This window comes from Brenneria uluponensis (genome assembly GCF_032395385.1).
GTDB classification, from domain to species: Bacteria; Pseudomonadota; Gammaproteobacteria; order Enterobacterales; family Enterobacteriaceae; genus Prodigiosinella; species Prodigiosinella aquatilis.
In genome coordinates this window covers 2,660,787-2,678,267 of sequence record NZ_CP135917.1, presented here as the reverse complement: position 1 = coordinate 2,678,267, position 17,481 = coordinate 2,660,787, and the positions used below count along the sequence as shown (strand labels likewise).

The following is a 17,481-nucleotide window of genomic DNA, read 5'->3' as shown; positions in this document are numbered from 1 at the left end:
CCGGGATGATTAGCAATTTCCTTTCAGCTCCGCTTGTGAAAGCACTATCGACTATGTATCGACACGAATGAAAAGTTGTGGCCAGGATTATTTCTTCTTAGTTTGATGTGCGTCAAAAGAATAGCTATTGATAGGAATATTATTGATAATAGTTATCACTTATCATTTTCACAAAGTGATTGAGAGATAAAGTCCCTTTCAGTAAATGCGAACTTATTGATGTTTTAGTGAAGGAATGATGTATGGCCTTAAGTCTTCAAACTCTGCTCGATATTCCCCTTAATGCCAATGCCATTGTTGCCCGAATCCGCTTGACGGGAGAAAGTCAGCAACGCCTGACTGAACTGGGCATACGTGTGGGTGGCAATGTTCGAGTGATTCAACGTGAAGCTAATCAACCATTGATGTTGGCTGCCGGTGATGGCCGTGTGGCAATCAATTGGGATACGGGGAAACAAGTTTGGGTTTCTCCTCAGGGTTCAGGCTTATAAAGGGGAAAACCATGGCACAGGAAGTATTGTCCGTCGCGACTAAATGGCGAGTGGTCGGGTTTCAAAAGGGATCGGCTGATTATCGTAAGCGCCTGTTGGCATTGGGGGTTACGCCAGGGGTGGAATTTACGGTTTCTCGGGTAGCGCCGTTGGGTGACCCTATTGAATTACGCCTGCGTGGTGCAGCGATCAGTGTCCGTAAAGCCGAAGTCCAGATTCTGATTCTGGAAAATGTTAAAAGTGCGCGGTAGGTAAGGAATTTTTTATGGATGTACAACCTGTTATTTGTGTAGTAGGTAACCCCAACTGTGGCAAGACAACCTTATTTAATGCCCTTACTGGCGGTAAGCAGACAGTAGGTAACTGGCCGGGTGTTACGGTAGAAAAGAAAGTTGGCTATTACCGTTATCAAAATCAACTGACGACGCTGGTGGATCTCCCCGGTGTTTACTCTCTGAATCCGTCATCCGAAAGTTCAGAAGACGAGCGTGTGGCACGTGACTACATCCTCTCCGGTGAAGCAAATCTGGTACTTAATATCATTGATGCGTCTAATCTGGAACGTAATCTTTATCTGACCGCTCAATTACTGGACATGAATGTTCCCATGGTGGTGGCGGTGAACATGATGGATATCGCAGCTTCCCGCAAGTTGAACATTGATATCGCAGAATTGCAACGGCAATTAGGATGTCCGGTCATTCCTGTGACTGCCAGTCAGAAGAAGGGAATTAATGACCTGCGATTGATGTGTCAAACTGCATTGGAAAACCCCGCCACACCGCAGATAACCATCCCGTATGATGAACCGTTACGACTAGCTGCGCAGGAAATTGCACTAACACTGCATGGTGTTGCTGATATTCCTAATGCCTATTGGTTGGCTATCCAGTTGATGGAGGGAGACGTGACAGTACGCAGTCGCGTACCTGAACCGTTGTTGACTAAGGCTGATGAGACGATTGCTGCATTGGTTGCGGATTATGAGGATGAACTGGACATTTTCTTGGCCGACGCACGTTATCGGTTTGTCGCCACTATAGCGAATGCTGCTATTACCCGGGGTGGTGAAGTTTCAGCAACGATGACGGATAAAATTGATCGCATTGTTCTCCACCGTTTTTTCGGCATCCCGATCTTTCTGGCTGTGATGTATCTGATGTTTGTCTTCACCATCAATGTTGGCAGCGCATTCATTGATTTCTTCGATAAGCTGTTTGGTACGATTTTTGTCGATGGGTTTGGTGAACTGTTGCTGAATATGCATGTGCCTGAGTGGCTGAAAACATTGTTGGCTGATGGCATTGGCGGTGGTATTCAAACGGTTTCCACTTTTATCCCGGTTATTGGTTGTCTGTATCTGTTCCTTTCTTATCTGGAAGATTCTGGTTACATGGCGCGTGCAGCGTTTGTGATGGATCGCTTCATGCGCAGCATGGGGTTGCCAGGTAAGGCATTTGTCCCGTTGATTGTGGGGTTCGGGTGCAATGTACCGGCGATAATGGCAACCAGAACGATGGAGAGACACAGTGACCGTTTGGTTACGGTAATGATGTCGCCTTTTATGTCCTGTGGCGCGAGATTGCCGGTTTATGTGTTATTTGCGACGGCCTTATTTACCCGCGGTGGTCAAAATCTGGTGTTTGGCTTGTACCTGATTGGTATTGTCGCCGCTATAGCAACGGGGTTCATACTAAAAAATACGGCGTTAAAAGGGGATGCAGCCGCATTTGTGATGGAGATTCCTCCTTATCATTTACCGGGATTGCACAGTGTGTTGATTCGGACCTGGGAGCGGCTTAAAGGGTTTATATTGCGAGCCGGGAAGCTAATTGTAATGGTTGTCATGATCCTGAGCTTCTTCAATTCTATGGGTGTTGATGGATCATTTGGCAATCAGAATACACAAAAATCTGTGCTCTCGGCCATTGGGCAGAAGATTGTACCGGTGTTTAAACCCATGGGTATCAAAGATGATAACTGGCCGGCTGCTGTCGGCGTATTTACGGGCATCTTTGCTAAAGAGGCGGTGGTAGGGACACTGGACTCGCTTTATGGTGCTATGGCGGCTCATCAGGAAGGCGGAACGCAAGAAGAAAAAAAACCATTCAGTTTAGTGGATGGTGTATCAGAAGCGCTGGCGACTATTCCCGAGAACTTCAGCAAGCTTGGCAATGCGCTGCTTAATCCTTTGGGTATTGAGATCGGGGATTTAAGTGATACCGCGACAGTGGCAGCGAAGAATGAATTTTCGGTTACTTCACTGACCGTAATTTCGCAACTGTTTGATGGCAAATTGGGCGCATTCAGTTACCTATTGATGGTGTTGTTGTATGTGCCTTGTGTTGCCGCCGTTTCTGCCGTCTGGCGTGAAGTCGGCACCGCATGGACGTTATTTTGCATAGCCTGGACGATTCAACTGGGGTATGGCTCGGCTGTCATTGTTTACCAAATTGGCCGGTTTGCCCAGCATCCGCAATATTCCATGTTGGCCATAGCGGGAGTGCTGGTGGTATTTACTACCACAATTATGCTGCTACGTCGTAAAGGTGTTCCGCCGAGACAGCGTGTAATGGCAGACGAATTGAAATAAAAGTTTTGTGACCGCGGGAAATATTGTTCCCGCCGGGAACGTTAAGGAGAAAAGAATGACCTTAATTGAATTGCGTGACTTTGTGCGTGAAAAACAAAAGGTTTCTCTACGTGACATCAGCATGACATTTCACGCCGAACCGGGTGTTGTCGAAGGGATGCTGGATGTATGGGTTCAGAAGGGCAAAATACGTTGTCATCGCACAGTGGATAACGGTAAATGTGGTAGTTGCTGTTCTTGTGATAAAGGTATTAGCCAATATTATGAATGGCTGGGATCTGTATAGATCCATTCCCACCTTTGACTATTATTATGGGCAGGCAACGCCTGCCTTTTTTTATCTGAATACACACCTTTCATATTTTTCCAGTTTGTTGCCGAAGCGTTGCGTTTCCGAGCGAAGTTTTTTATGTGCTTTATGTCTTCGTCATGGCATGCCAGCATACTGGCGCGACTCGGTTAGTGATAGTTAAGTCGTGAAACAAAACAAAAACTGACCTGACGCAATATCTGCTCCTATTGCCCTCTTCATAATGAAATTCAGGCTCCGGGGGGCAAAGATGGATAAATTACTCGATCGTTTTTTAAATTACGTTTCTTTCGATACGCAATCCAAAGCCGGTGTTCGGCAGGTTCCGAGTACTGAAGGCCAGCTTAAGCTTGCTCACGCACTACGGCAGGAACTGCTTGAACTGGGATTTGAACAGGTCTCATTAAGTAAGCATGGGTGTGTCATGGCGACACTACCTACCAATGTGGCCTGGGACGTGCCGAACATCGGCTTTATTGCCCACATGGATACATCGCCGGATTACAGCGGGAAAAACGTCAATCCGCAGATTGTCGAAAGCTATCGTGGGGGTGATATCGCACTGGGTATCGGTGATGAGGTGTTATCGCCGGTGATGTTTCCGGTTCTGCACCATTTGCTTGGACATACGCTGATCACCACCGATGGTAAAACCCTGTTGGGGGCAGATGATAAAGCCGGGATTGCAGAAATTGTGACATCAATGGTTCGGCTTCAGAAGCGGCAGGTACCTCATGGTGAAATTCGTATTGCATTCACGCCAGATGAGGAAGTAGGGAAAGGCCCGCATTTTTTTGATGTCGATGCGTTCAATGCCCAGTGGGCCTATACCGTAGATGGTGGTGGTGTCGGTGAGCTAGAGTGCGAAAACTTCAATGGCGCATCCGTGATGGTAAAAATTGTTGGTAACAATGTTCATCCTGGTAGTGCCAAAGGTGTCATGGTTAACGCGCTAACGTTGGCGACACGCTATCATCAGGAAGTCCCTGCAACGGAGGTTCCAGAGCATACTGACGGTTATCAGGGGTTCTATCATCTTCATAGTGCCAAGGGAACGGTTGAGCGTGCAGAACTGCATTACATCATTCGTGATTTTGAGCGTGACGGTTTTGAAAAACGCAAAAAGACAATGATCGAGATTGCAGAAAAGGTCGGGAAAGGTCTACATCCAGAGTGTTATATTGAAGTGACTATTACTGACAGTTACTACAACATGCGTGAGCAAATTGAACAACATCCACATGTCGTTGCGCTGGCACAACAAGCTATGCGGGATTGTAATATTGAACCGATATTGAATCCAATCCGAGGTGGTACCGATGGGGCTCAGTTGTCATTTCAAGGGGTGCCTTGTCCGAATCTATTTACTGGCGGCTATAACTATCACGGTAAGCATGAATTCATCACATTAGAAGGGATGGAAAGCGCAGTATCTGTCATTATGCGTATTGCAGAATTAACCGCGTTGCAGGCTCGTACCTTACACACTGCCGGTAGTCCAGTTTCTGCAAAAGTATAAAAGGGAATGTTGTCGAAACATCATCCCCGGTTGATAAGTGTACGGCGTTAATCCTGTTATCCCTGAAAAGCGCAGGGATCTCTTCGGCTGTAGATATCGAACGAACTGACCGTACTCTGTGTCAATAAGAGGGCAGTATTTCTCTGCCCATTTTTCGTGTTAATCAGCAAAGTACCAATAACCATTGTTTATCAGTACGGTAAGCTGAGCGAGAAATGACGGATCGTCTAATGCACCGTTGAGCATCGTCATGTCGATGACAGAATGCTGGGCAAGGGCTGAAAGCGCATCCTGATGTGGACTTCGAAACTCTTCTCCGTTCACAAAGCAGCTTTCTCCCAGCCACAAGACTCGTAACCCTCCCAGACGACGCAGTGAATCTCCTTGCTGCATGAGATCATAAATCTCTCCGGCCTGATAAGGCGGCTCAGGTGGTGCCAGATCCAGTTCATGACGGGATTGGGAAATGAATTCACCAAACCATTGCTGAAACGAGTCTTTTTGTTGCACCAGATCCAGCATCATCTGCTGCAGAACATCCAATTCCTGTGGCAGGATAGTTGCAGGGTGTTCACGTGTTTGGATGTCAGGGTCGCTATAACGATAGTTGCCTAATTCATGAGCCAATACGTAATCGGCAAAACCGCTTATCAGCTCGCGAGCATTGGGTGCGCGAAAACCTACCGAATAGTTTAGCGAGTTTTCCAGTGAATAGCCTTCATGTGGGAAACCGGGTGGAATGTACAGAATGTCGCCTGGCAAAGTTTCTTCATCAATAATGGCGTCAAACGGTCCAACCTGAAGCAGATCAGGATGAGGACAATGCTGTTTCATTGGCATTTTGTCTCCGACCCGCCAGCGGCGACGACCAGTGCCTTGAATGATAAACACATCATATTGATCGATATGCGGACCAACACCGCCGCCGGGCACGGCAAAAGATATCATTAAATCGTCAATACGCCAGTCAGGCAGTTTACGGAATGGGGACATTAACGCAGAGGACGGTTCATGCCAGTGATCGACGGCCTGAACCAGCAAAGACCAATTGGTTTCCCCCAGATGGTCGTAGCTTTCAAACGGGCCGTGGCTCACATCCCAACGGCCATCTTGATGACTGACCAGACGACTGTCTATTTCATTTTCGAGTGCCAAACCAGCCAGTTCGTCGGGGGTAATCGGATCCAGGAAAGGAGAGAATCCACCTTTGATAATGACCGGACACTTTTGCCAGTAGCGTGCTAAAAAATCTTGCCAGTCGAGATTAAGTTGATAGTCCATGACATATTTCCAGTAATGGGAGCTGGCAACAATTATAGCGGAAGCCGGATGTACTGTCTTTTATCCCTCATTCTGATTAAGGTGCTGGTGGCCAAAAATGGCTTCTATGCGTGCTCCACCCAACGAGCTGTCGCTGATGAGAATTTCACCCTGATATTGCTCAATAATCTCTATTGCCACCGCCAAACCGATACCTTGACCAGGACGAAGTGTATCGGCTCGTTGTCCGCGTTGGAAAATCAATTCCCGTTTGCTATGAAGAACACCGGGGCCATCATCTTCAACAATCAGATGTAATCTCTGTTCGGAATATTGTGCGCTGATCTCCACAAATTCCAGGCAGTATTTACAGGCGTTATCCAGAATATTGCCCATTATTTCCATGAAATCATTTTTTTCTCCGATAAATGTCAGTTCCGGGGAAATATCCAGCGTGAGTACAACACCTTTACGTTGATAAACTTTATTGAGCGCGGAGCACAAGCTATCCAGCAGGGCGGGGACGGAATGAACTTCCCGGCCTATCACCAGATGCTCAGTACGCATACTGGCGCGGTGCAGATAATAGCCAATCTGTTGTGAGATGCGGCTGATTTGCGCCAGCATAATCGGTTCTGCCTGCTCAATAGTAATATCCTTGCCGGTGCGTAATGTCCTTAATGTGGTCTGTAATACCGCCAGCGGGGTTTTCAGACTGTGCGTCAAATCGGTTAACGTGGTGCGGTATTTGTGATAGCGCCGACGCTCATTATTCAGCAATGTATTGAGGTTACGTACCAGACTATGCAGTTCTCGAGGCGAGCTCTCATCTAACTGATCGCGGGTGCCGTTTTCTAACTCGCCAATTTGGTGAACCAGATGTTTGATGGGGCGCAGACTCCAGTGTGCGGCTAGCCATAACAACGGTAGCACTAGCAAGAGGTGGGCGATAAGAACGTAGCGGAACCATTCCCATACGACATCAGACTGTTGCAACTCTTGTGGAATTTTGTCAACAACGACAATGGTGAGTGACGGTAGGCGTTCAGATGCCGGGTAAATGTTAACGGCGACAGAGTGTGTCAGTGGCGCATCATCCTCGGAATTGTACGCCTGTAACTTGTTCATGATCTGTGCGTTGCCGGACAGTACGGCGCTGCTGGTACGGGGGTCTGTATCTAACTCATGATAGCCGGTCCGTTGTAACCACTCGGGTTTAATCAGCGCCTCCAGCGCTGGTACAGCATGTTCTCGCCACAATAATTTTCCTTGTTTATCGTAGATAAATACCAATGTTGGATAGTTAATATCCAGTTCTGCGGGGATAGTGATAGTAAGTTGGTGATCCCGCCATTGCGCCAGGCTATAAAACAGGTTGCTTTCACCACGCAATAGGCGAAAAGACGTTTGATCAAAGCTGATGCTGTACCCCACGATAGCGACACCGCCGTAAGAAAGGGTGAGCGCCAGTACGACCGCTGCAGTGGCGATCAAGAAGCGAAAGCGTAGTGAGAGTGGTTTTTTTTTGCTCATATCAGTCCTGGTGCATACTGATATCGAAGCGATAGCCCTGACTTCTGACCGTCGTGATGACTTCATGGGAGTCTATGGCCTGTAATTTTTTGCGCAGTCGACCCATGAGTACATCAATGGTGTGGCTTTCACGTAGTTCGGCGTCGGGATAGAGTTGTAACATTAGCGATTCTTTGCTGACGACTTTTCCACAGTTACGAATTAACGTTTCGATAATGGTGTATTCAAAAGCTGTTAATTTTACGTTGATGCCACGGACCAGTAATTCCCGGCGAGACAGATCGATCTCAAACGGGGGAATGCTGATAATTTGTGATGCCAGGCCACAGTTACGACGCATTAACGCCTGCATGCGAGCGACTACTTCCTCCATGTGAAATGGCTTGGTGACATAATCGTCGGCCCCGGCTTCCAGAACGGCGACCTTCTCCTGCCAGCTTTCTCGGGCGGTTAATACCAGAATTGGCAGTTTGATCTGCTGTGCCCGCCAACGTCGGATCAAACTGGTGCCATCTTCAATCGGTAACCCTAGATCGATAACGGCAATGTCTGGTGCGTGCTCATGGAGAAAATAATCGGCTTCTTTGGCATCAGAGGCCGCATCCACCTGATGTCCCATCTCATTCATCTGAACACTCAGGTGATGGCGTAACAGAACATTATCTTCAACAATAAGAATACGCATGGTTTTTTCTCTGAGTGGATCCTGAAGGAAGGTGTTTTGATTATAGCGGCGAGCCAATATCACACGGTTGGCAATAATGACGGATAAGATTATCCATAACTGCCATAAACGGCAGGTAAACAAACGGAAGTAGAAATGATGGCAGACAGAGTTTCGCCTGCCAAGTAGGGAATAACTTATTTCAGTTCATCAACCATTTTCAACGCGCGACCAATGTAATTAGCGGGCGTTAATGTTTTCAGGCGGACTTTTTCTGCTTCAGGCAGCGCCAGCCCATCAATAAAGCGCTTTATTCCTTCAGCGTCGACACGTTTACCGCGCGTAAGCTCTTTCAGCTTTTCGTAGGGTTTCTCAATACCATAACGGCGCATTACCGTTTGAATCGGCTCAGCCAGCACTTCCCAGTTATGATCCAATTCATCGGCCAGATGAGCACAGTTTACTTCCAGTTTACTGATGCCTTTAAGCGTAGCCTGATAAGCGATTACGGCATAGCCTACACCGACGCCGAGATTACGAAGTACGGTTGAATCCGTTAGGTCACGCTGCCAGCGTGAAACCGGCAATTTGCTGGACAGATGTCCTAATACGGCGTTAGATAATCCCAGATTGCCTTCGGAATTTTCAAAGTCGATAGGATTCACTTTATGTGGCATTGTGGAGGAGCCAATTTCACCCGCAATGGTTTTCTGCTTGAAATGATTAAGGGCAATATAACCCCAAACATCACGGTCAAAATCAAGCAGAATGGTATTGAAGCGTGCCATGCAATCGAACAGTTCGGCAATGTAATCATGCGGTTCAATTTGTGTGGTATACGGGTTCCAGGTGATACCCAGTGACGTCACAAAACTTTCGCTGAATTGATGCCAGTCAATATCAGGATAGGCGACCATATGTGCATTATAATTGCCGACGGCACCATTAATTTTCCCCATTATTTCAACCTGTTGCAATTGCTGCAACTGGCGTTCCATTCGATAGGCTGTGTTGGCAAATTCCTTCCCAATGGTAGACGGTGTTGCTGGCTGTCCATGGGTACGGGACAACAGCGGAATATCACGATACTGATGGGCTAACTGTTTGATGGCATCAGTGATATTACGCCAGAAAGGCAGGATGATCTCGCGGCGTGCGGTACCCAGCATCAGTGCGTGGGAAAGGTTGTTGATATCTTCCGAGGTGCAGGCGAAATGAACAAATTCGCTGACCGCATGCAGGGCAGGTACGGTAGCCACTTTTTCTTTTAGAAAATACTCTACAGCTTTGACATCGTGATTGGTGGTACGCTCGATGGTTTTAATACGAGCAGCATCTTCTTCACTGAATTCGCTGATAATTCTATCAAGGAAAGCGTTTGCGTCAGCGTCAAATGCAGGAACTTCCTGGATTTCTGCACAGGCCGCCAGTTTTTGCAGCCAACGTACTTCAACCTGCACACGAAACTTCAGTAAACCATATTCACTGAAAATAGTGCGCAACATGCTGACTTTATCGCCGTAGCGTCCGTCAATAGGGGAAACGGCGGTCAGTGAGGATAATTCCATTGCAAGCAACTCCTGAGATTGGGTTTAACAAAAAATAAAATGTATTGTTGTAATAGTATCGCATGCTGGTGGCCGAACCGGAATAAGCGACCACCACTCTTATGGTGTAATCTCCATCATTCCGGGGAGATCATCAGGCATAATCAGGCATAAGAGTGTGACAGTATCTGTTGGGCGTGTTTTACCAGTGCGTTGCGAGCAAACATTAATTGTAGACGCCCACCACCGACCTGCTGCCACAGGACTGCTGAGCGGATACCCGCCAGTAAGATGGCTCTGACTTTAGCTTGAATCTGATTGTTTTTTAATATATCAACTGAACCTGTAACCTGAATACGCGGACCTAATTTGCTGATAACGTCCACATAAATACCAGCCAGGACATTGATGATAGTATCGGAAAGCAAATCGTAGTGTTCTGTCTGTCGGCCCAATTGATTGATACGACTACCCAGTTCATTGAATGCTGAACGATTTTTATCGAGGCGTCGTTCAAGTGCTATGAGGCTGAATGTATAGCGGGACAACTCAGTATTAAGATCTCCACGGGTGCTATTCAGTATACTTAGCAAGGTTTTCAACCCTGTTGTCAGGTTACTTTCTTCATTGCCGAAAACGTCCAGTGTAGTGGCAGGGTTCACGATCAATATGCTGTTAAGCGAGGTTCTCAGAGCGTCGCTATTACAGTTGCCCTGATGTGCCAGTTGTTGAACCAGACAGGCAGATTGGCAGATACCGCCTAATGCCAGCGTAATGTCGTGATAATTTTTAGCCACAATTGCTCCTGTCATTGTTCTTTATAATAGCCTGCATGGGTGCCTTGCTGGATGGCGCATGGAGAAAGTATTGAGCAATCCTTTTATCAGTAGTGATAGTTGAATTGATGTTGGACTTCCACATTTGTACTGGAGTGCAATGCTGAATTCAGTAGATCATGCCATAAAACGCTGGTTGAACACAGCCTCTGGTAGGGCCAGATAGAGAGAAATATACAGATGCAGTTTTTCCAATTGCTGGTTATGTATGGCAATACAAGAAGATAATGTGCATATCTTTGTTTCGCTTGACTACTTTGTAATCGATTAACTGTCTACAGACAGTCTGAATGGGATTGGTTTCCTACGTTATTATCTCTTTTTATGTAGAAAGTATGATGGGTTGTCATTTAATGAAGATTCATTTTCTGCATGAAGTGTTATATGGAATAAATGATTATTGTTGGTATCTATCAGTAATAATTATAAGTAAAACTGTATTTTGTTTTTTTTATTTGCGTTTTTGATTTTTAACCGTTGTTATTCATTTTTTCCATATGAGTGGTTATTTAAATAGACGTTATGATGCATGTGAAATCAATATCAAAAGTTTGAGCAGATTCAAATTAATGATCAAAGATTTTCCTCAGCGTGCCGATAATAAAATAGAACTTTATTTCTTAGCCGGATGCAAGACTCTCCATAGGGCGAGTTCCAGCGGAAAAGCCATAATTACCTCATTTCATTGAGGTTAATACGTAACGCGTTTTATCAGGGGTAGAATTATGAGATTTCTTCGAGATATAAAAATAAGAACTATGATGGTTTTGATTCTTATCCTATTTTGTATTTTATGGGGAGGGGTGTCAGCATTTGCGCTTTACTCACTGGATCAATTGACTGAAGAGTTACAGTTGACGAATGTTCAGCAAGGAAATGGCGATATTATAAATGATGCTAATGCACATTATTATCGTGTTCAAAACCAGCTTTACAGTGCGTTAGACGCAAGAATCAAGGACAATTCTTCACTAGCGGATATCCAGCTCATGATGGCTGGAAAAGAGATGGATAAATTAAAGGAAGGGCTTGATCAATTTAAATCTATTGATCATGTCAACATTGATCCTAAGATTATTGGTTTAATCTACAACAGCTCCTATAAACTTTTCACCGAAGGTGTCACGCCGTTAGCGGATGCCATCAAAGCGAATCGGATTGATGATGCCAAAAAACTGACTCAAATTTTCCCTTCGCTGCGTAACAATTTTACGGTAGCCATCGAGCAATACAACAAGGCTATATTCCAGTTAAAAGCTGAAGCTCAGGACCGCATTTCTGTATGGGTGAACCGATGCCAGCAAATGTTGATTGCTGCGCTGATCGTCGGTTTTATCATTGTATTGCTCACCGACCGTTATCTGGCAACCTATGTTATCAAACCACTTGAGCTAATCAAAAAGCATCTGCAAGTTCTGGCTGTCGGTAATTTGTATACCAGAATGGTAAATACCGGAAGAAACTGTGTAGGTCAGCTCGTTCCTTATGTGCAGCAAATGCAGGATAACTGGGTAAAAACTGTTTCGGAAATCCGTGGCAGCTCTGAAGCTATTTATCGTGGAACCAGTGAAATTTCTTCCGGTAATACCGACTTGTCTTCACGCACCGAGGAACAGGCCTCTGCGCTTGAAGAAACTGCGAGCAGCATGGAGCAGCTCAGTGCTGCGGTGAAACAAAACGCTGACAATGCCAGCCAGGCAAGCGTGTTGGCACAGAATGCGTCGAAAACGGCACATGAAGGGGGTGATATCGTTGGCGAAGTGATTAAAACTATGGGGGCAATTAGTAGCAGTTCTCAGAAAATTGCCGATATCATTAACGTTATCAACAGTATTGCTTTCCAGACCAATATTCTGGCGTTGAATGCAGCAGTGGAGGCTGCGCGAGCCGGAGAGCAGGGGCGAGGATTTGCTGTAGTTGCCAGTGAGGTGCGGAGTCTGGCACAGCGTAGTGCGCAGGCGGCCAAAGAGATAGAAGGACTTATCGGGGAATCTGTCAATAATGTGAACATGGGGTCAACGCAAGTCACTCGTGCGGGTGATGCAATGGATAACATTGTTAAAGCTGTAACCAGCGTGACCGATATTATGGGTGAGATTGCATCCGCCTCCAATGAGCAAAGTAAGGGTATTTCCCAGGTAGGCCAAGCGATTGTAGAGATGGATAGTGTCACTCAGCAGAACGCCTCATTGGTTGAACAGTCAACGGCTGCTTCAGCATCGCTTGAAGAACAGGCACGACGTTTGACGGAAATCGTTTCTATTTTTCAGATGTCGGAGTCAGATGAACGTTCACCAGAGAGAGAAAGCAGCAGATCACAACCAATAGCGCTCCCTGGCGCAACGTCAGAGAAAAAAATGGTATCTAATGATAACAACTGGGAAAAATTCTGATTGTTGCCGAATACGTTAATGCAATAAGTAAAAAGGCGCCATCTGGCACCTGCCGATCATTGGCAAACTTATGTGCGGTGTCAGAACAGTGATAATGGGAGAGAAGAGTAAAGCATCCGCGTCAAGGATGGCGCGGCTTGAGCTTACAAGGAGGTACTTGCAGTGTCTTTACAATCTTTCGATTATCGCCGCGATGTGCACTTTGTTGTCAAGTTCAAGGACACCACCTGGCATCCTTTACCATGCGAAAAGAGTAACACGGTTAATCGTAAGCGGGTTGACGCTCTTCGATAATGCCTCCACCAAGACAGATTTCATCCTGATAGAAAACGGCAGATTGTCCTGGTGTGACAGCAGCGACTGGCTTGCCAAAGCGAACCTGAATCCGGTCACCGTCGATGGGGATAACCGTGCATGGAATATCAGCCTGTCGATAACGGGTTTTGACCACACAGTGCAGTTCATGGGTGAGTGGATTGCGGTCAACCCAATGCAATTGTTGGGCGATAAGACCATCAGACATCAATCTTGGATGTTCATGACCCTGAGCGACGTACAGAATATTATTCACGACGTCCTTATCTACGACATACCACGGATCGTCACCGCCTTCTTTCACGCCACCGATACCCAGGCCTTTGCGCTGTCCCAATGTGTGATACATCAACCCTTGATGCTCACCCATCGTTTTCCCATCATCAACTGAGATAATGGCGCCCGGTTGAGCCGGTAGATAGCGAGCCAGAAATTCGCGAAATTTACGCTCGCCAATAAAACAGATGCCAGTGGAATCTTTCTTTTTAGCCGTCGCTAAATCCAATTGTTCGGCAATTTTTCTGACCTGCGGTTTTTCCAGTTCACCGACCGGAAACAGGCTTTGTGCCAATTGTTGATGACTGAGTGTATAAAGAAAATAGCTTTGGTCTTTATTGCCATCCAGACCACGCAACAGGTGGCTTTTTCCATTAATATCCTGACGCCGGACATAGTGCCCAGTGGCAATAAAATCGGCACCCAGATCTTCGGCGGCAAATTCAAGGAAGGCTTTAAACTTGATCTCCTTGTTGCACAGAATATCGGGGTTCGGCGTGCGTCCCGCTTTATATTCCGCCAAGAAGTGTTCAAAAACGTTATCCCAGTATTCTGCGGCGAAATTTACTGTGTGCAACTCGACACCCAGCTTGTCGCAAACGGCTTGTGCATCGGCCAGATCAGTAGCGGCAGAACAGTATTCTGTGTCGTCATCCTCCTCCCAGTTCTTCATGAACAGGCCCTCGACCTGATATCCCTGTTGTTGAAGCAGGTAAGCGGAAACGGAAGAATCGACACCGCCGGACATACCGACAATTACTTTTTTCTGGCTGTTATCTGACATGAGAGTCTCACAAACTGAAAAATATATAATGCGTTAAGGCAAAAAACGGGTGGTGCATTTTAGCATGTTGACTATTGGGCTGCACCGCCTTCTGCTGCTGCTTTAGTATGGCCAGTTAAAGGCTTCCAGCAAAGCGAGTGGATAACGCAGACCACGTTGATAACAACGGATGCTTTCGGCGACTAGCGGGGAGCGTAACTGATCTGAATGAATGATTTCTTCTGCGGTCAGCCAGTGGCAACAGTCAATATCACTGTCTTGTGGCATGGTCGCAACACGTTCAGGCAGATCGATAGTAAAGCAGAACCGCAAAAAAGACGTATGGTCTGGGGCGATCCATTGGTGCAGTTGCAGAAAAGCCTGTGGCATGGCTTGTATGCCAGTTTCTTCACACAACTCACGACTGGCCGCCTGAATCAATGTCTCATCGGCTTCAAGGTGCCCGGCTGGCTGATTCCAGAGCCGTTTATGGTTAATAATTTCTTCCACTATCAAAAAATGACTCTCCGCCTGGACAACGCAGGCGACAGTGACGTGGGGTCTAAACATTATCTACCTCTTTCCATGCCCCAGGGAGTAGTCCCTCCAGGGTATGATTCAACATACTGTAACGTATCAGCCGCAGTGTAGGAAAACCTATGTGAGCCGTCATCCGGCGTACTTGTCTATTGCGGCCTTCGTACAGAGTAACTTTTAGCCAACACACCGGGATAGATTTCCGATCGCGAATAGGGGGGATTCTGGGCCATAACCATGCTGGTTCAGGAACTATCTCGACGTCTGCTGGCAGCGTGCGTCCGTCTTTTAATGCCAGACCAGCTTTAAACTGCGCGAGTGCCGTGTTATCAGGGATACCTTCAACCTGCGCATAATAGATTTTAGGTGTTCGTTTGCCGGGCTGTGTCAGACGGGCCTGAAGAACACCATCGTTGGTCAGGATCATCAGCCCTTCGCTATCGCGGTCCAAACGCCCTGCCGCATAGATGTCACTGAATGGTATATAGTCCTTCAGTGTTGTTCGTCCGGCCTCATCTGTGAACTGTGATAGTACATCGAAAGGTTTATTAAACAGCACAATACGACGCAGCTGAGAAGCAGGTGTGTTTTTTTTGAACGACCGTGAGCTGAAACGTTTAAACTTGTGATTTCTAACAGAGAATTTATTCATCTTCTTACTGGTTGCGAATGACAAAAACATTATACTCGAAATGGTTTGCGATTGGCGTGAGCTGAATATTCAAGTAGTATCGGCATACATCTTACAACTCATTAACAAAATTGCGCTCGAAGGAGAGGTTAATGGAAAGCAAAGTAGTTGTACCGGCGGAAGGTCAGAAAATCACAGTTGATAGTCAGGGTAAATTGGTGGTTCCTGATAACCCGGTTATTCCGTTCATTGAAGGGGACGGTATTGGTGTCGATGTTACTCCTGCCATGATTCATGTTGTTAATGCTGCAGTAAAAAAAGCTTATCAGGGAAAACGTGCTATTTCCTGGATGGAAATCTATACCGGTGAAAAATCAACACAAGTTTACGGTAAAGATGTCTGGTTGCCAGAAGAGACGCTGGATTTGATTCGTGAATATCGTGTGGCGATTAAAGGCCCTCTGACAACACCAGTCGGTGGCGGTATTCGCTCTTTAAACGTAGCGCTACGCCAGCAACTGGATCTTTATATTTGTCTGCGTCCGGTTCGTTATTATGAAGGGACGCCAAGCCCGGTAAAACATCCGGAACTGACTGACATGGTGATCTTTCGTGAAAACGCAGAAGACATCTATGCAGGCATTGAGTGGAAAGCAGGTACTGCTGAAGCAGATAAAGTGATTACATTCCTGCGTGAAGAGATGGGCGTTACTAAAATCCGCTTCCCACAGCAGTGTGGTATTGGTGTGAAGCCGTGCTCTGAAGAAGGGACCAAACGCCTGGTACGCGCAGCGATTGAATATGCCATCACGAATGACCGTGATTCCCTCACGCTGGTGCATAAAGGCAATATCATGAAGTTTACTGAAGGGGCCTTTAAAGATTGGGGATATCAGCTTGCTCGCGAAGAGTTTGGCGGTGAACTGATTGATGGCGGACCATGGGTAAAAATCAAGAATCCGAAAACGGGTAAAGATATTGTTGTTAAAGATGTTATTGCCGATGCGTTCCTGCAACAAATTTTACTGCGTCCGGCTGAATATGATGTGATCGCTTGCATGAACCTGAATGGTGACTACATTTCAGATGCTTTGGCCGCGCAGGTCGGTGGTATCGGTATTGCCCCGGGAGCCAACATTGGTGACGAGTGTGCGCTATTTGAAGCTACTCATGGCACTGCACCAAAATATGCGGGCCAGGATAAGGTCAACCCTGGTTCTATTATCTTGTCTGCAGAGATGATGTTACGCCATATGGAATGGTTTGAAGCCGCTGACCTGATTGTTCAAGGCATGGAAGGGGCGATTAAAAATAAGACTGTAACTTACGATTTTGAACGTCTGATGGATGGTGCGACATTGCGTAAATGCAGTGAGTTTGCGCAAGATATTATTGACAATATGTAAGATATTATAATTTTGAACCTCACGACACTTGAGTTTCGTGGGGTTCGTTATTACAACTTGTCAGTTTTGAATCAGCATTTACGTCCATCTAATGGGATTTTTCCCTCTTAGTTGTGCTGATCGAGTCCATGTTTCTCATGTGAGGAAGTGCTCTCTCTGAGTATGTAACGCCGTGTTTTTCCCCAATTAATATTGAATAGTGCCCACTTTCACCAGTAGCGTGAAGATTAATGACAAAGAGTGGTTTTTTCACCACAATGTTCTTAATTTAGCTGTCGTGGTGAGTCTGCTATTTCGCTGATGAGTATTAGATGTACTATTATCTATGCATAGAGATGATAATTTTTAATCCTTTATTTTTTGCAAATCTTGGCATTTTCCGTTGTAACATAAAGTAATTTACTTAG

At 46.2% G+C, this 17,481-nt stretch carries 15 protein-coding genes; 7 read left to right on the top strand and 8 right to left on the bottom strand.

The features are described from left to right. Positions 1-242: 242 nt before the first annotated feature. The 5 genes from RS889_RS12370 to pepT all read left to right on the top strand — a co-directional run bounded on the left by RS889_RS12370 (position 243) and on the right by pepT (position 4,913). The gene (locus tag RS889_RS12370) at positions 243-491 is read left to right on the top strand and encodes a FeoA family protein (protein WP_315707477.1); all 249 of its coding nucleotides are present in this window, start codon (positions 243-245) and stop codon (positions 489-491) included. A gap of 11 nt (positions 492-502) precedes the next feature. Next, complete coding sequence (locus tag RS889_RS12365; protein ID WP_315707476.1) at positions 503-742, top strand: FeoA family protein; 240 nt, start codon at positions 503-505, stop codon at positions 740-742. Positions 743-756: 14 nt separating this feature from the next. Continuing rightward, positions 757-3,084: a Fe(2+) transporter permease subunit FeoB gene (gene feoB / locus RS889_RS12360; protein WP_315707474.1), complete on the top strand. Its 2,328-nt coding sequence runs from the start codon at positions 757-759 to the stop codon at positions 3,082-3,084. Positions 3,085-3,139: 55 nt separating this feature from the next. Then, positions 3,140-3,370, top strand: a complete 231-nt coding sequence (locus tag RS889_RS12355; protein ID WP_021015792.1) for a FeoC-like transcriptional regulator — start codon at positions 3,140-3,142, stop codon at positions 3,368-3,370. 274 nt (positions 3,371-3,644) lie between these two features. After that, entirely contained in the window at positions 3,645-4,913 is a 1,269-nt protein-coding gene (gene pepT / locus RS889_RS12350) for a peptidase T (protein ID WP_315707473.1), read from the top strand. Positions 4,914-5,072: 159 nt separating this feature from the next. On the opposite strand, the gene RS889_RS12345 is transcribed toward pepT, so the two are convergent. The 5 genes from RS889_RS12345 to hflD form a co-directional block, all read right to left on the bottom strand. Continuing rightward, positions 5,073-6,194 carry a ribosomal protein uL16 3-hydroxylase gene (locus tag RS889_RS12345; protein WP_315707472.1) on the bottom strand — a complete coding sequence of 374 codons (1,122 nt, stop codon included), beginning with the start codon at positions 6,192-6,194 and terminating at the stop codon, positions 5,073-5,075. 60 nt (positions 6,195-6,254) lie between these two features. Next, positions 6,255-7,706 (bottom strand): two-component system sensor histidine kinase PhoQ, encoded by a 1,452-nt coding sequence (gene phoQ, locus RS889_RS12340; protein ID WP_315707471.1) that lies wholly within the window; start codon positions 7,704-7,706, stop codon positions 6,255-6,257. Between the two features lies 1 nt (position 7,707). Further along, positions 7,708-8,391: a two-component system response regulator PhoP gene (phoP, locus tag RS889_RS12335; protein ID WP_315707470.1), complete on the bottom strand. Its 684-nt coding sequence runs from the start codon at positions 8,389-8,391 to the stop codon at positions 7,708-7,710. A gap of 176 nt (positions 8,392-8,567) precedes the next feature. Next, positions 8,568-9,938, bottom strand: coding sequence for an adenylosuccinate lyase (gene purB, locus RS889_RS12330; RefSeq protein WP_315707469.1), 1,371 nt, complete (start codon positions 9,936-9,938; stop codon positions 8,568-8,570). Positions 9,939-10,081: 143 nt separating this feature from the next. After that, entirely contained in the window at positions 10,082-10,714 is a 633-nt protein-coding gene (gene hflD / locus RS889_RS12325; protein WP_315707468.1) for a high frequency lysogenization protein HflD, read from the bottom strand. A gap of 764 nt (positions 10,715-11,478) precedes the next feature. On the opposite strand from hflD, the gene RS889_RS12320 reads away from it, so the two are divergent. Next, positions 11,479-13,146: a methyl-accepting chemotaxis protein gene (locus RS889_RS12320; RefSeq protein ID WP_315707467.1), complete on the top strand. Its 1,668-nt coding sequence runs from the start codon at positions 11,479-11,481 to the stop codon at positions 13,144-13,146. 262 nt (positions 13,147-13,408) lie between these two features. Here the strand turns inward: RS889_RS12320 and mnmA are convergent, their stop codons facing one another. From mnmA to rluE, 3 genes are all read right to left on the bottom strand, one after another. Next, positions 13,409-14,521, bottom strand: a complete 1,113-nt coding sequence (gene mnmA / locus RS889_RS12315; protein ID WP_315707466.1) for a tRNA 2-thiouridine(34) synthase MnmA — start codon at positions 14,519-14,521, stop codon at positions 13,409-13,411. A gap of 102 nt (positions 14,522-14,623) precedes the next feature. Then, complete coding sequence (locus tag RS889_RS12310) at positions 14,624-15,070, bottom strand: NUDIX domain-containing protein (protein ID WP_315707465.1); 447 nt, start codon at positions 15,068-15,070, stop codon at positions 14,624-14,626. Further along, positions 15,063-15,719 (bottom strand): 23S rRNA pseudouridine(2457) synthase RluE, encoded by a 657-nt coding sequence (rluE, locus tag RS889_RS12305; RefSeq protein ID WP_315707464.1) that lies wholly within the window; start codon positions 15,717-15,719, stop codon positions 15,063-15,065. Before rluE ends, RS889_RS12310 begins: the two co-directional genes overlap by 8 nt. A 101-nt stretch (positions 15,720-15,820) precedes the next feature. Between rluE and icd the strand changes: the two genes are divergently transcribed. Next, positions 15,821-17,074: an NADP-dependent isocitrate dehydrogenase gene (gene icd / locus RS889_RS12300; protein WP_290182752.1), complete on the top strand. Its 1,254-nt coding sequence runs from the start codon at positions 15,821-15,823 to the stop codon at positions 17,072-17,074. The last annotated feature ends 407 nt before the right edge of the window (positions 17,075-17,481 follow it).

Excerpts from the sequence above, each read along its gene's own strand:
- RS889_RS12370 (WP_315707477.1), top strand. The coding sequence starts at position 243 with ATGGCCTTAAGTCTTCAAACTCTGCTCGATATTCCCCTTAATGCCAAT.
- RS889_RS12365 (WP_315707476.1), top strand. The coding sequence starts at position 503 with ATGGCACAGGAAGTATTGTCCGTCGCGACTAAATGGCGAGTGGTCGGG.
- feoB (WP_315707474.1), top strand. The coding sequence starts at position 757 with ATGGATGTACAACCTGTTATTTGTGTAGTAGGTAACCCCAACTGTGGC.
- RS889_RS12355 (WP_021015792.1), top strand. The coding sequence starts at position 3,140 with ATGACCTTAATTGAATTGCGTGACTTTGTGCGTGAAAAACAAAAGGTT.
- pepT (WP_315707473.1), top strand. The coding sequence starts at position 3,645 with ATGGATAAATTACTCGATCGTTTTTTAAATTACGTTTCTTTCGATACG.
- RS889_RS12345 (WP_315707472.1), bottom strand. The coding sequence starts at position 6,194 with ATGGACTATCAACTTAATCTCGACTGGCAAGATTTTTTAGCACGCTAC.
- phoQ (WP_315707471.1), bottom strand. The coding sequence starts at position 7,706 with ATGAGCAAAAAAAAACCACTCTCACTACGCTTTCGCTTCTTGATCGCC.
- phoP (WP_315707470.1), bottom strand. The coding sequence starts at position 8,391 with ATGCGTATTCTTATTGTTGAAGATAATGTTCTGTTACGCCATCACCTG.
- purB (WP_315707469.1), bottom strand. The coding sequence starts at position 9,938 with ATGGAATTATCCTCACTGACCGCCGTTTCCCCTATTGACGGACGCTAC.
- RS889_RS12320 (WP_315707467.1), top strand. The coding sequence starts at position 11,479 with ATGAGATTTCTTCGAGATATAAAAATAAGAACTATGATGGTTTTGATT.
- mnmA (WP_315707466.1), bottom strand. The coding sequence starts at position 14,521 with ATGTCAGATAACAGCCAGAAAAAAGTAATTGTCGGTATGTCCGGCGGT.
- RS889_RS12310 (WP_315707465.1), bottom strand. The coding sequence starts at position 15,070 with ATGTTTAGACCCCACGTCACTGTCGCCTGCGTTGTCCAGGCGGAGAGT.
- rluE (WP_315707464.1), bottom strand. The coding sequence starts at position 15,719 with ATGTTTTTGTCATTCGCAACCAGTAAGAAGATGAATAAATTCTCTGTT.
- icd (WP_290182752.1), top strand. The coding sequence starts at position 15,821 with ATGGAAAGCAAAGTAGTTGTACCGGCGGAAGGTCAGAAAATCACAGTT.